11 protein-coding genes are annotated in these 13,658 nt (G+C 72.7%); 10 read left to right on the top strand and 1 reads right to left on the bottom strand.

Annotation, left to right across the window (positions count from 1 at the left end; translation table 11 throughout):
• Nucleotides 1-33: 33 nt before the first annotated feature.
• Nucleotides 34-957 (top strand): methyltransferase domain-containing protein, encoded by a 924-nt coding sequence (locus ABIB16_RS03465; protein WP_036382741.1) that lies wholly within the window; start codon nt 34-36, stop codon nt 955-957.
• Nucleotides 958-987: 30 nt separating this feature from the next.
• Here the strand turns inward: ABIB16_RS03465 and ABIB16_RS03460 are convergent, their stop codons facing one another.
• On the bottom strand, nt 988-1,668 hold the full coding sequence (locus ABIB16_RS03460) for an MBL fold metallo-hydrolase (RefSeq protein WP_144826482.1): 681 nt from the start codon (nt 1,666-1,668) through the stop codon (nt 988-990).
• A gap of 113 nt (nt 1,669-1,781) precedes the next feature.
• Here ABIB16_RS03460 and uvrA point away from each other — a divergent pair, with 113 nt between their 5' ends.
• The 9 genes from uvrA (at nt 1,782) to ABIB16_RS03415 (ending at nt 13,656) form a co-directional block, all read left to right on the top strand.
• Nucleotides 1,782-4,766: an excinuclease ABC subunit UvrA gene (gene uvrA, locus ABIB16_RS03455; RefSeq protein ID WP_145951130.1), complete on the top strand. Its 2,985-nt coding sequence runs from the start codon at nt 1,782-1,784 to the stop codon at nt 4,764-4,766.
• 40 nt (nt 4,767-4,806) lie between these two features.
• Nucleotides 4,807-5,478 carry a lysophospholipid acyltransferase family protein gene (locus ABIB16_RS03450; protein WP_036315306.1) on the top strand — a complete coding sequence of 224 codons (672 nt, stop codon included), beginning with the start codon at nt 4,807-4,809 and terminating at the stop codon, nt 5,476-5,478.
• Nucleotides 5,471-7,396 carry an excinuclease ABC subunit UvrC gene (uvrC, locus tag ABIB16_RS03445; RefSeq protein ID WP_036315391.1) on the top strand — a complete coding sequence of 642 codons (1,926 nt, stop codon included), beginning with the start codon at nt 5,471-5,473 and terminating at the stop codon, nt 7,394-7,396. Before ABIB16_RS03450 ends, uvrC begins: the two co-directional genes overlap by 8 nt.
• The gene (rapZ, locus tag ABIB16_RS03440) at nt 7,393-8,289 is read left to right on the top strand and encodes an RNase adapter RapZ (protein WP_119217298.1); all 897 of its coding nucleotides are present in this window, start codon (nt 7,393-7,395) and stop codon (nt 8,287-8,289) included. The genes uvrC and rapZ overlap by 4 nt, the downstream gene beginning before the upstream one ends.
• Nucleotides 8,286-9,332: a gluconeogenesis factor YvcK family protein gene (locus tag ABIB16_RS03435; protein ID WP_049147872.1), complete on the top strand. Its 1,047-nt coding sequence runs from the start codon at nt 8,286-8,288 to the stop codon at nt 9,330-9,332. The genes rapZ and ABIB16_RS03435 overlap by 4 nt, the downstream gene beginning before the upstream one ends.
• Nucleotides 9,333-9,363: 31 nt before the next feature.
• Nucleotides 9,364-10,329 carry a DNA-binding protein WhiA gene (gene whiA, locus ABIB16_RS03430; protein WP_145951128.1) on the top strand — a complete coding sequence of 322 codons (966 nt, stop codon included), beginning with the start codon at nt 9,364-9,366 and terminating at the stop codon, nt 10,327-10,329.
• Nucleotides 10,330-10,478: 149 nt separating this feature from the next.
• A complete protein-coding gene (locus tag ABIB16_RS03425; protein WP_036315296.1) occupies nt 10,479-11,105 on the top strand; it encodes a superoxide dismutase in 627 nt (208 codons plus the stop codon).
• 185 nt (nt 11,106-11,290) lie between these two features.
• A complete protein-coding gene (gene gap, locus ABIB16_RS03420) occupies nt 11,291-12,301 on the top strand; it encodes a type I glyceraldehyde-3-phosphate dehydrogenase (protein ID WP_044658949.1) in 1,011 nt (336 codons plus the stop codon).
• Nucleotides 12,302-12,408: 107 nt separating this feature from the next.
• Nucleotides 12,409-13,656: a phosphoglycerate kinase gene (locus ABIB16_RS03415; protein WP_145951126.1), complete on the top strand. Its 1,248-nt coding sequence runs from the start codon at nt 12,409-12,411 to the stop codon at nt 13,654-13,656.
• The last annotated feature ends 2 nt before the right edge of the window (nt 13,657-13,658 follow it).

The following is a 13,658-nucleotide window of genomic DNA, read 5'->3' as shown; positions in this document are numbered from 1 at the left end:
GGTATCGGCCGCTCCGCGCGATACGGTGCCGCCATGAGTCAGATCGCGCCCGAGAGCCCGCACCCGGACACCGACGCCGTCGTGGGGGACGTGACCGGCCGACAGGGCGGGGGGTTCACCTGGGATCCCGCGCAGTACGAGGGCTTCGCCGAACACCGCGCCCGCCCCTTCCACGACCTGGTGGGGCGCGTGCGCGCCGAGGCCCCGCGCGTCGTGGTGGACCTGGGCTGCGGCCCGGGGACCCTGACCCGGACGCTGGCCGAGCGCTGGCCGGACGCCGAGGTGATCGGTCTGGACGACTCGCCCGCCATGCTGGAGCGGGCCCGGGAGCAGGCGGCCCGCACGGGCGCCCCCGCCAACCTGCGCTTCGAGGCGGTCGACGCTTCGCAGTGGCGCCCGTCGGGGGCGACGGACGTCGTGGTGTCCAACGCGATGCTCCAGTGGATCCCGACGCACCGTCGCCTGATCCGGCGCTGGCTCGGGGACCTCACGCCGGGGGCGTGGTTCGCGGCGCAGATCCCGCGGCCCTACGAGCAGCCCTCCCACGCGGCGATCGTGGCGCTGGCGGAGGACCCGGCCTTCTCCGAGCCGCTGCACGGGGTGGCGACGACCCGCACCGTGGCGCCGCCCGAGGAGTACACGCGGCTGTTCCTCGAGGCGGGGTGGTCCCCGGTCGTCTGGGAGACGGAGTACCAGCAGGTGCTGACGGGCGAGGACCCGGTGTTCCGGTGGACCTCCGGCGCGGCCCTGCGACCGAGCCTGCAGGCTCTGGCCCGCTGGGACGCCGAGGAGGGCGCCGCCGAGGGCGCCGGGCTGCTCGAGGCGTTCGTGGACCGGTACCGCGCCGCCATGCGCGAGGCGTACCCGCCGGTGCCCGGTGTCACGGCCGACGACGGCGGCCCGGTGACGATCTTCCCGGCCCGGCGCCTGTTCATGGCGGGGCAGAAGCCGGCCTGACGCCGGGCCCGGGACCGCCCGGGCGGGCCGTCACCAGCCGCGCTCGGCCCACTCCGGCAGGTGGGGGCGCTCGGCGCCCAGGGTCGTGGAGGCGCCGTGGCCGGGGTGGACCACCACGTCGTCGTCGAACGCGTCGAAGATCCGATCGGTGACGTCCGTGAACAGCTGACGGAACCGGCCGTCGTCGCCCTCGGTGTTGCCCACCCCGCCCGGGAAGAGGGCGTCGCCGGTGAAGAGCACGGCCGGCTCGTCCGCCTCGGGGCGGCACACCAGCGCGATGGACCCGGGCGTGTGGCCGCGCAGGGCCACGACCTCGAGCCGGAGCCCGTCCGCCCCCACGGTGTCCCCGTGGCGCAGGCGCACGTCGGGGGCGACCCCCGTGGCCTCGGCGATCGCGTCGGCGTCGTCCTCGCCGGCCGCCGTGCGGGCCCCGGTCAGGGAGGCCAGCGCCGGCAACGCGCGCACGTGGTCCCAGTGTCGATGCGTGGTGACGATCATCTCGAGGCGCGGCTCGCACGGGGTGTCGTCCGCGGCCGAGGCGATGAGGTCGCGGATGGCCTCGGCGTCGTCGGCGGCGTCGATCAGCACCTGCGCCCCCGTGGTCTTGGAGGTGAGCAGGTACACGTTGTTGTCCATCTCCGACACGGAGCAGGTGCGCACCGTGACGGCGGGCAGATCGTGCAGGAGGCGGTTCCGGGCGGTCTCGGGCATGCGCAACAGTGTACGGACGGGGCGGCGAGGCGCCAGGGCGGGCCCAGCCCGCGGTGGGTTCGCCCATAGGCGAGACCCCGGTGTCGTGTCCGTGCCGCCCCTATGCTGGCCGCGTGCCCAAGAACTCCTCCACCACCGTCTCCTCCGCCGTCGAGACCCACGCCGGCGGCCTCGCCTCCGGCCCCGGCGGCGCGCGCTCGGGCGAGCGGGACCGCATCGTCGTCCAGGGCGCCCGCGAGCACAACCTGAAGGACGTGGACGTCAGCTTCCCGCGGGACGCCATGGTCGTGTTCACGGGTCTGTCCGGCTCGGGCAAGTCCTCCCTGGCCTTCGACACGATCTTCGCCGAGGGCCAGCGACGCTACGTCGAGTCGCTCTCCTCCTACGCCCGCATGTTCCTGGGCCGGGTGGACAAGCCGGACGTGGACTTCATCGAGGGCCTGTCCCCGGCCGTGTCCATCGACCAGAAGTCCACCAACCGCAACCCGCGCTCCACGGTGGGGACCATCACCGAGATCTACGACTACATGCGCCTGCTCTGGGCGCGCGTCGGGGTGCCGCACTGCCCGCAGTGCGGGGAGCCGGTGAGCCGGCAGACCCCGCAGCAGATCGTGGACCAGCTCGAGGAGCTGCCCGAGCGCACCCGCTTCCAGGTGCTCGCGCCCGTGGTCCGCGGCCGCAAGGGCGAGTTCGTGGACCTGTTCCAGGACCTGTCCACGCAGGGCTTCGCCCGCGCCGTCGTGGACGGGGAGACCGTCCAGCTCTCGGACCCGCCCGTGCTGAAGAAGCAGGTCAAGCACACCATCGCCGTCGTCGTGGACCGCCTCGCCATGAAGGAGGGCATCCGCCAGCGCCTCACCGACTCGGTGGAGACCGCCCTGAAGCTGGCGGACGGCCTCGTCGTCGCCGAGTTCGTGGACGTGGAGCCGGTCGCCGAGAAGGCCAGGAAGAACACCGCGGAGTTCGGCGGGCGGGACGCCGAGGGCAACCCCCGGTACCGCTCGTTCTCCGAGAAGCTCTCCTGCCCCAACGGGCACGAGCAGACCGTGGACGAGATCGAGCCGCGCTCGTTCTCCTTCAACAACCCGTTCGGCGCGTGCCCCGAGTGCACCGGCATCGGCTCCCGCCTGCAGGTGGACCCGGACCTCGTCGTCGCCAACGACGAGCTGTCCCTGCGTGAGGGCGCCGTGGTGCCGTGGTCGCTGGGCAAGTCCACCTCGGACTACTGGCTGCGCGTGCTCGGCGGGCTGGGCAAGGAGATGGGCTTCTCCCTGGACACCCCGTGGAAGGACCTGACGGAGGCGGAGCGCGACGCCGTCCTGAACGGCAAGGACTTCAAGGTGGAGGTGACGTTCCGCAACCGGTTCGGGCGCGAGCGCCGCTACACCACGGGCTTCGAGGGCGTCATCCCCTACGTGATGCGCAAGCACGGGGAGACCGAGTCGGACGGCGCCCGCGAGCGCTACGAGTCGTTCATGCGGGAGATCCCGTGCCCGGCGTGCCACGGGGCCCGCCTCAACCCCACGGTCCTGAACGTGCTCGTGGGCGGCCTGTCCATCGCGGACGCCACCCGCCTGCCCATGCGGGAGGCCATGGAGTTCTTCTCGGGGCTGCGGCTGACGGACCGCGAGCGGCAGATCGCGGACCAGGTGCTCAAGGAGATCCTGGCCCGGCTGGCGTTCCTGCTGGACGTCGGCCTCGAGTACCTCAACCTGGAGCGGCCGGCCGGCACCCTCTCCGGAGGCGAGGCCCAGCGCATCCGCCTGGCCACGCAGATCGGTTCCGGGCTGGTCGGCGTCCTCTACGTGCTCGACGAGCCGTCCATCGGCCTGCACCAGCGGGACAACCGCCGCCTCATCGAGACCCTCCTGCGCCTGCGGGACCTCGGCAACACCCTCATCGTCGTCGAGCACGACGAGGACACGATCGCCGAGGCGGACTGGATCGTGGACATCGGTCCTCGCGCGGGCGAGCACGGCGGCGAGGTCGTGCACTCGGGCTCCCTGGCGGATCTCAAGGCGAACACGCGGTCCGTCACCGGCGACTACCTCTCCGGGCGCCGCTCCATCGCGGTGCCGGAGCGGCGTCGCGTCCCGGAGAAGGGGCGCATGCTGACGGTCCGCGGCGCCCAGGAGAACAACCTGAAGGACGTCTCGGTGGAGGTCCCGCTCGGGGTCCTCACCGCCGTGACGGGCGTGTCCGGCTCCGGCAAGTCCACGCTGATCAACGAGATCCTCTACAAGGTCCTGGCCAACCGGCTCAACGGCGCCAAGCTCGTGCCCGGCCGGCACCGGTCCGTGGAGGGGCTCGAGCACCTGGACAAGGTGGTCCACGTGGACCAGAGCCCCATCGGGCGCACGCCGCGCTCCAACCCCGCCACCTACACGGGCGTGTTCGACGCGATCCGCAAGCTCTTCGCGGAGACCCCCGAGGCGAAGGTCCGGGGCTACCAGCAGGGCCGGTTCTCCTTCAACATCAAGGGCGGGCGCTGCGAGGCGTGCGCGGGCGACGGCACGCTGAAGATCGAGATGAACTTCCTGCCGGACGTCTACGTGCCGTGCGAGGTGTGCCACGGGGCCCGGTACAACCGGGAGACGCTCGAGGTCACCTACAAGGGCAAGAACATCGCCGAGGTCCTCGACATGCCGATCGAGGAGGCCGCGGACTTCTTCAGCGCGTACACCCGCATCTCGCGGTACCTGGACACGCTCGTCGACGTCGGTCTGGGCTACGTCCGCCTGGGCCAGCCCGCCACCACGCTCTCGGGCGGCGAGGCCCAGCGCGTGAAGCTGGCGGCCGAGCTCCAGAAGCGCTCCAACGGCCGCACCATCTACGTGCTGGACGAGCCGACCACGGGGCTGCACTTCGACGACATCCGCAAGCTCCTGCACGTGCTCCAGTCCCTCGTGGACAAGGGCAACACGGTGCTCACCATCGAGCACAACCTCGACGTCATCAAGAGTGCCGACCACGTGATCGACCTCGGCCCCGAGGGCGGCTCCGGGGGCGGCACGATCGTGGCCGCGGGCACGCCGGAGGAGGTCGCACACGTCGCGGAGAGCCACACGGGCCGGTTCCTCGCGGAACTGCTCGCGTAGCATGGACCCCGCCCACGCAGGACGCGGACGAAGGAGAGCCATGGCGACGTCGGAGCCCGTGCGCAGGAGCGCCGCCGCGCTCCTGCGGCTCACCTGCCGCCCCGAGGTCGTCGGCATGGAGCACGTCCCTGCGCGGGGCCCCTTCGTCATGGCCTCCAACCACCTGTCCTTCGTCGACTCGGTGATCCTCCAGGCCCTCGCCCCCCGCCCGGTCCACTTCTTCGCCAAGGAGGAGTACTTCACGGGCACGGGCCTGCGGGGCCGCGTCCGGCGGCGGTTCTTCGAGTCCGTGGGCTCCGTCCCCGTCCGCCGGGGCGAGCAGGCCGCCTCCGTGGCCGCGCTCGAGTCCCTCGTGGGCCTGCTCGAGTCCGGCCAGGGCGTCGGCATCTACCCGGAGGGCACCCGCAGCCGCGACGGCCGCCTCTACCGCGGCCGCACCGGTGCGGCCTGGCTGGCCCTGGCCACCGGCGCACCCGTGGTGCCCGTGGGCCTCGTCGGCACGCAGCACCTCCAGCCGCCGGACACGAACGGCTTCCGTCCCCACCGGTTCTCCGTGCGCGTGGGCGCGCCCCTGGACTTCGGCCACCCCGGGCGTCGACACACCCTGCCGCAGCGCCGCGACGCGACGGCGGCGATCATGGACGCCATCGGCGCGCTCTCGGGGCAGGAGCGGGTGGACGCCTACAACGCCGCCCCGGGTGCCCGTGGCTGATCCGGCCTCCTACCGCCCGGCTCCGGGCGAGATCTCCACGTCGCCCGGCGTCTACCGCTTCCGCGACGCGGACGGACGCGTCGTCTACGTCGGCAAGGCGAAGAACCTGCGCGCCCGCCTGAGCTCCTATTTCCAGGACCCGGCTCGGCTGGCCACCAAGACCCGGACCATGGTGTTCACGGCGGCCGCGGTCGAGTGGACCGTCGTCGGCTCCGAGCTGGAGGCGCTCCAGCTCGAGTACACGTGGATCAAGGAGTACCGCCCCCGGTTCAACATCATGTACCGGGACGACAAGTCGTACCCGTACCTGGCCGTGACCATGAACGAGCAGTTCCCGCGCGTCCAGGTGATGCGCGGCGACCGGAAGCCCGGCGTGAAGTACTTCGGCCCGTTCCACCCGGCCAAGGCGATCCGCGAGACCGTGGACCTGATGCTGCGCGTCTTCCCGGTCCGCACGTGCTCGGCCGGCGTGTTCAAGCGGGCCCGCGCCCAGGACCGGCCGTGCCTGCTCGGCTACATCGGCAAGTGCTCGGCGCCCTGCGTGGGCCGGATCAGCCCGGCGGACCATCGCGCGCTGGCCCAGGACTTCTGCGACTTCATGGCCGGGGACGCGAACCGGTTCATCCGCGAGCTGGAGAAGGCCATGGCCCGTGCCGTCGAGGAGCTGCGCTACGAGGACGCGGCCCGGCTGCGGGACGACATCGCCGCGCTGCGCCGCGTGTTCGAGCGCAACGCCGTGGTGCTGCCGGAGAACACGGAGGCGGACATCTTCGCCCTGCACGCGGACGAGCTGGAGGTCGCGGTGCAGGTGTTCCACGTCCGGCAGGGACGCATCCGCGGCCAGCGCGGCTGGGTCATGGAGCGCGTGGAGGACGTCGCCGAGCCGGAGATGGTCGCGCACCTGCTCCAGCAGGTCTACGGCGACCTCGAGGGGCCGGAGCGCATCCCGCACGAGATCCTCGTCCCGGTCGAGCCCGACGACGCCGCACAGCTCACCGAGTGGCTCTCGGGCCTGCGCGGGTCCCGGGTCGCCGTGCGCGTGCCCCGGCGGGGCTCGAAGGCGGACCTCATGGAGACCGTCCGGGAGAACGCGGAGATGGCCCTCAAGCTGCACAAGTCGCGGCGGTCCGGGGACCTCACCACCCGCTCCGCCGCCCTGCGGGAGCTGCAGGAGGCCCTGGAGATCACCGAGCCCCTGCTGCGCATCGAGTGCTACGACATCTCCCACTCCCAGGGCACCAACGTGGTCGGCTCGATGGTCGTCATGGAGGACGGGCTGCCGAAGAAGAAGGACTACCGCCGCTTCAACGTCACGGGGGAGGCCGCCCGGGACGACACGGCGTCCCTGCGCGACGTCCTGCGGCGGCGTTTCGCCCGCCTGGCCAAGGAGCGCGCGGAGGGCGCCCCGCTGTCCGGTCAGGTCGAGGGGGACGATCAGGAGGCGGGGCGCCGCTTCGCGTACCCGCCCTCGCTCGTGGTGGTCGACGGCGGCCCGCCCCAGGTGGCCGCGGCCGCGGCGGTCCTCGAGGAGCTGGGCCTGGACGACCTGCCCGTGGTCGGGCTGGCCAAGCGGCTCGAGGAGGTGTGGCTGCCAGGCGACGAGTTCCCGGTGGTCCTGCCGCGCACCTCGGAGGGCCTGTACCTGCTCCAGCGCATCCGTGACGAGTCGCACCGGTTCGCGATCGCGGGCCACCGCAGCCGGCGGTCCAAGGCGATGACCGTCTCCGCCCTGGACGGGATCCCGGGTCTGGGCCCGGCCAAGCGCACCGCGCTGCTGAACCACTTCGGCTCCGTCGCCGAGATCCGGGCCGCCGGCGTGGACCGGCTGACCGAGGTCGCCGGCATCGGGCCGCGGCTGGCCGAGGCCGTCCACACGGCGCTCACGGCCGACACGCCCGCGGATACAGTGGAGTCATGATCGAGGAGACCCTCCAGCCGGAGAAGCCGCCGACATCCGAGGTGCTCGTGATCGCCGGGATGTCCGGCGCCGGACGGACCACCGCCGCGCACGCGCTCGAGGACCACGGCTGGGACGTGGTGGAGAACATGCCGCCGGCCCTGTTCGGCACGCTGGCCGAGCTCATCGCCCGCTCGCCGGAGGCGTTCCCGCGCCTGGCGATCGTGGTGGACGTGCGCTCGCGCTCCTACTTCGAGGAGCTGTACGCCGCCCTGCAGCACCTGGCCAACAGTGGGGTGGAGTACCGCACGGTGTTCCTCGATGCGGACGATCACGTGCTCCTCCGGCGCTTCGAGGCCGGCCGCCGCCCCCACCCGATGCAGGGCAACGCCCGGCTGCTGGACGGCATCCGCGCGGAGCGGGACGTCGTCGAGCCGCTCAAGGCGCGTGCCGACGTCGTGGTGGACACCACCGAGCTGAACGTGCACGGCCTGGCCACGGAGATCACCGAGCTGTTCTCGGAGTCCGGCCCCGTCACGCTGCGCCTGACCATCATGAGCTTCGGGTTCAAGTACGGCGTCCCGGCGGACGCGAACTTCGTGGCGGACATGCGCTTCATCCCCAACCCCCACTGGGTGCCGGCGCTGCGTCCGCACACGGGCACGGAGGCCGCGGTCGCGGACTACGTGCTCTCCCGCCCCGGTGTCGAGGACTTCCTGCGCGCGTACGTCGCCATGCTGGGGCCGGTGTTCGAGGGCTACCGGCGGGAGAACAAGCACTACGCCACGCTCGCCATCGGCTGCACGGGCGGCAAGCACCGCTCCGTGGCCGTCGCCGAGGAGCTGGCCCGGCGCCTGGCCCAGGTGCCCCACGTCACGGTGCACGTCCAGCACCGGGACATGGGGCGCGAATGACGTCCCCGCTCACCGGCCAGCTGCCCCTGCCGCCCGGGATGGGTTCGGAAGGGCGCGGGGTGGGCGCCGGCATGTCCCGCCCCACGGCCCGGGTCACCGCCCTCGGCGGCGGCCACGGCCTCTCCGCGTCCCTCGCGGCCCTGCGGCACGTGGCCGGGCACCTCACGGCCGTCGTCACGGTGGCGGACGACGGCGGCTCCTCCGGCACCATCCGCCGGGAGATGGCGGTGCTGCCGCCCGGCGACCTCCGCATGGCGCTGGCCGCCCTGTGCGACGACACCGACTGGGGTCGGACCTGGGCCCACGTCATGCAGCACCGCTTCCGCTCCACCGAGGTGCCCGCCGACCAGGCCACCCTGGACAACCACGCGCTCGGGAACCTCCTGATCGTCGCCCTCTGGGAGCTGCTGGGCGACCCGGTGGACGGGCTGCGCTGGGCCGGCGCCCTGCTGCGGGCGCACGGCGAGGTCCTGCCGGTCTCGCGGGTGCCGCTGACCATCGGCGGGGACGTGCTCAGCGCCGGCCCGGACGGCCGCCTGCGCACCCGATGCGTGGAGGGCCAGGTGGCCCTCGCGGTCGCCGCGTTCGAGGGGCGCGTCACCGACGTCCGCCTGAGCCCGTCCGACGCCCCCGCCACCCCGGAGGCGCTCTCGGCGATCGAGCTGGCCGACTGGGTGGTGCTCGGACCCGGCTCGCTGTACACGTCGGTGCTGCCGCACCTGCTGATGCCGGACGTGCGCGCGGCCCTCGCCGCCACCACCGCCCGGCGCCTCATGGTGCTGAACCTGCGCACGGGAGACCAGGAGACCACCGGCCTCACCCACGCCGACCACCTCAAGGTGCTGCGCTCCTATGCGCCGGACCTTCGGCTGGACGTGGTGATCGCCGACGTGGACGCGGTCACCGACCGGGCGGCGGTGGAGGCCGAGGCGGCCCGGATGGGCGCGCGCGTGGCGTTCAGTAGAGTGAGCAGTGCCCAGGATCCCCAGGTCCACGACCCGCTGCGCCTGGCCGTCGCGATCGACGAGGCGATGACCCACTGACGCGCGCACCTCGCCGAGAAGGAGCACGAGCATGGCGCTGACCATGACCCTCAAGGAGGAGCTGGCCCGTGTGCCGGTCGCCGCGACCCCGGAGCGGCGGGCGGAGACCGCGGCGATGCTGCGGTTCGCCGGGGGGTTGCACCTCGTGGCCGGCCGCGTCGTCGTGGAGGCGGAGCTGGACCACGGCGCCAGTGCGCGCCGCCTGCGCGCCGCCATCACCGACCTGTACGGCCTGGCCCCGGAGATCGTGGTGGTCTCCGGCGGCAACCTGCGCCGTGGTCAGCGGTACGTGCTCCGGGTCGTGCGCGGGGGAGAGGACCTCGCCCGGCAGACCGGGCTCATCGACCAGCGGGGACGGCCCGTGCGTGGCCTCGCGCCGGTCCTCGTCAGCGGGACGACGGCGGCCACCGCCGCCGTGTGGCGCGGGGCCCTGCTGGCCCACGGCTCCCTCACCGAGCCCGGCCGCTCGGCGGCCCTCGAGGTGACCACGCCGGGCCCGGAGGCCGCGCTCGCGCTGGTGGGGGCCGCGCGTCGGCTCCGCGTGGCGGCGAAGGCGCGCGAGGTGCGTCAGTCGGACCGCGTCGTGGTCCGCGACGGCGAGGCGATCGCCACGCTGCTCGCCGCCGTCGGCGCGGAGCAGACCGCGACCCTCTGGCGCGAGCGGCGCGAGCGCAAAGAGGTCCGGGCCACCGCCAACCGCCTGGCGAACTTCGACGACGCCAACCTGCGCCGTTCCGCCCAGGCCGCTGTCACGGCCGGGGCGAAGGTGGAGCGGGCCCTCGAGATCCTCGGGGACGAGGTGCCCGACCACCTTCGCTACGCGGGACGGCTGCGCCTCGAGCACAAGCAGGCCTCCCTCGACGAGCTCGGCCGCCTCGCGGACCCGCCGATGACCAAGGACGCCGTCGCCGGGCGCATCCGCCGGCTACTGGCCATGGCGGACAAGCGGGCCGCCGAGCGGGGCATCCCCGGGACGGACGCGGCCTCCGAGGGCTGAGCGCGGGATCACCGTCGACGGGATCTGGCCCCGGCGCTCCGCCCCCGATCACAATGGAGACGGACGGAATACGCCGCCGAGACGCGAGGTTGCCCGAGGTGGAGGCCGAGGGCGTCCTGCCCGCAGCCTCGCCTGACCAAGGAGGAAGCATGACCGAATACACCCTTCCGGAGCTGGACTACGACTACGCCGCGCTGGAGCCGCACATCTCGGCCCGCATCATGGAGCTGCACCACTCCAAGCACCACGCCACGTACGTCAAGGGCGCGAACACCGCCCTGGAGAAGCTGGCCGCCGCGCGTGAGGCCGGCGACTTCGGCTCCGTGAACCAGCTGTCGAAGGACCTCGCCTTCAACCTGGGCGGGCACACGAACCACTCGATCTTCTGGAAGAACCTCTCGCCGGAGGGCGGCGACAAGCCGACCGGCGAGCTGGCCGCCGCCATCGACGAGTACTTCGGCTCGTTCGACCAGTTCCAGGCCCACTTCACCGCCGCCGCCCTCGGCATCCAGGGCTCCGGCTGGGCCGTGCTGGCCTACGAGCCCATCGGCGGCAACCTGGTGATCGAGCAGTTCTACGACCAGCAGAACGGCGTGCCGGTCGCCACCATCCCGCTGTTCCAGCTGGACATGTGGGAGCACGCCTTCTACCTCGACTACCAGAACGTCAAGGCGGACTACGTCAAGGCGATCTGGAACATCGTGAACTGGGCCGACGTGCAGGCCCGCTTCGAGGCCGCCCGCGCCGGCGCCTCCGGCCTGATCCTCCCGGCCTGATCCACACCGCGCACCGGGGCGCTGATGTCGTGGCCCCACGACGTCAGCGCCCCGATGCGGGGAGGGGCTCGGCGCTCCGGCCCTGTCCCCACCGCGCGCCCGGACCGGGCGCGACCGCTCGACCGTACCGCCCCGGACCCACCGCCACGGGGACCACGCAACGCGAACTAACGAGAGAGACCACCATGACCAAGATCGCCATCAACGGCTACGGCCGCATCGGACGCAACATCGTGCGCGTGCTCAGGGACCGCGGCCACGAGGGCCTCGAGCTGGTCGCCGTGAACGACCTCGCCGACCCCGAGGACCTGTTCTGGCTCACCAAGTACGACACCATCCTGGGCCGCTACCCGGGCGAGCTGGAGCGGACCGAGAAGGGGTTCCGCATCGACGGCCGCGACGTCGCGTTCTTCCAGGAGGCCGACCCGACGAAGCTGCCGTGGGGTGAGCTCGGCGTGGACCTGGTCATCGAGTGCACCGGCATCTTCACGACCGGCCCCAAGGCGCAGGCCCACCTCGACGCCGGGGCCAAGAAGGTCCTCATCTCCGCTCCCGCCAAGGAGGTCGACGGCACCTTCGTGATGGGTGTGAACGAGCACACCTACGACGCGGAGTCGATGCACATCGTCTCGAACGCCTCGTGCACCACGAACTGCCTGGCCCCGATGGCGAAGGTCCTCAACGACGAGTTCGGCATCGTGGACGGCATCATGACCACGATCCACGCGTACACCGGCGACCAGAACCTGCACGACAACGTGCACAAGAAGGATCGCCGTCGGGCGCGCGCCGCGGCCCAGAACATGGTGCCCACCTCCACGGGCGCGGCCAAGGCCATCGGCGAGGTCATCCCGGAGCTGAAGGGCAAGCTCGACGGCTTCGCCATGCGGGTGCCCACCATCACCGGCTCGGCCACCGACCTGACCGTGGAGCTGACGCGCCACGTGGAGGTCGAGGAGATCAACGCGGCGTTCAAGAAGGCCGCGGAGTCCGGTCCGCTGCAGGGCCGCCTGGTCTACTCGGAGGACCCGATCGTGTCCTCGGACATCATCACCTCCCCGGCGGCGTGCACCTTCGACGCCCCGCTGACCAAGTCCATCGGCCAGACCGTGAAGATCATCGGCTGGTACGACAACGAGTACGGCTACACCTCCCAGCTCATGGACTTCGCAGACCTCATCGGCTCGAAGCTCTGAGCCCGCACGGCGCCCGACGGCCCGGGCCGACGGTTCCTCCGTCGGCCCGGGCCGTCCGCCTAGACTGCACCGTGAACCGACCCCGCTCCGGCACCCCAGGAGGCATCATGCCCGCACCGACCCTCACCGATCTGCTCGAGGCCGGCGTCGCCGGCCGCACCGTGCTCATCCGGTCCGACCTGAACGTCCCGCTGGACGGGGACACCGTCACCGACGACGGCCGCATCCGTGCCTCGCTGCCCGCGATCCGGGACCTGGCCGAGGCCGGTGCGCGCGTGATCGTCATGGCCCACCTGGGCCGCCCCAAGGGTGAGCCGGACCCCGCGTACTCCCTCCGCCCCGTCGCCGCGCGCATGGCCGAGCTGCTGGGCACCGACGTCGCCCTCGCCGCGGACGTGACCGGGGACGACGCGCGCGCGAAGGCCGCCGCCCTGCAGGACGGCCAGGTGCTGCTGCTGGAGAACGTGCGCTTCGACGCCCGCGAGACCTCCAAGGACGATGCCGAGCGCGCCGCACTGGCCGGCGAGATGGCGGCGCTGGCCGGCGACGACGGCGCCTACGTGGGCGACGCCTTCGGCGCGGTCCACCGCAAGCACGCCTCCGTGTTCGACGTCGCGGCACAGCTGCCGGCCTACCAGGGTCCGCTGGTCGCCGCCGAGCTCGAGGTGCTCACCCGTCTGACCGAGTCCCCGGAGCGGCCTTACGTCGTCGTGCTGGGCGGGTCGAAGGTCTCGGACAAGCTGGCCGTGATCGACAACCTGCTGGACAAGGCCGACACGCTGCTGATCGGCGGCGGCATGCTCTTCACGTTCCTCAAGGCGCAGGGCCACGAGGTGGGCACCTCCCTGCTCGAGGAGGACCAGCTCGACACCGTCCGCGAGTACCTGCGCCGCTCCGAGGCCGGGGCCGCCCGCATCGTGCTCCCCACGGACATCGTCATGGCCTCCGGCTTCGCGGCCGACGCCGAGCACGAGGTCCTGGCCGTGGACGCCCTCACCTCGGGCGCGCACGGCGCGTCCGCCATGGGCTTGGACATCGGCCCCGAGACGGCCCGGGCGTTCGCGGAGCAGATCCGCGGCGCCCAGACCGTGTTCTGGAACGGCCCCATGGGCGTGTTCGAGTTCCCGGCCTTCGCGGAGGGCACCCGGGCGGTGGCCCGGGCCCTCACCGAGGCCTCCGCGGCCGGCGGCCTGTCGGTGGTCGGCGGCGGCGACTCCGCGGCGGCCGTGCGCACGCTCGGCTTCGCCGACGACGCGTTCGGCCACATCTCCACCGGCGGCGGCGCCTCCCTCGAATACCTCGAGGGCAAGGAGCTCCCGGGCGTCACCGCCCTGGCCGGCGAGGGGCGGGCGTGAGC

The sequence above is a fragment of the Micrococcus sp. UYEF5 genome (assembly GCF_040546065.1).
GTDB classification, from domain to species: domain Bacteria; phylum Actinomycetota; class Actinomycetes; order Actinomycetales; family Micrococcaceae; genus Micrococcus; species Micrococcus luteus.
This window is presented reverse-complemented; position numbering and strand designations above follow the sequence as displayed.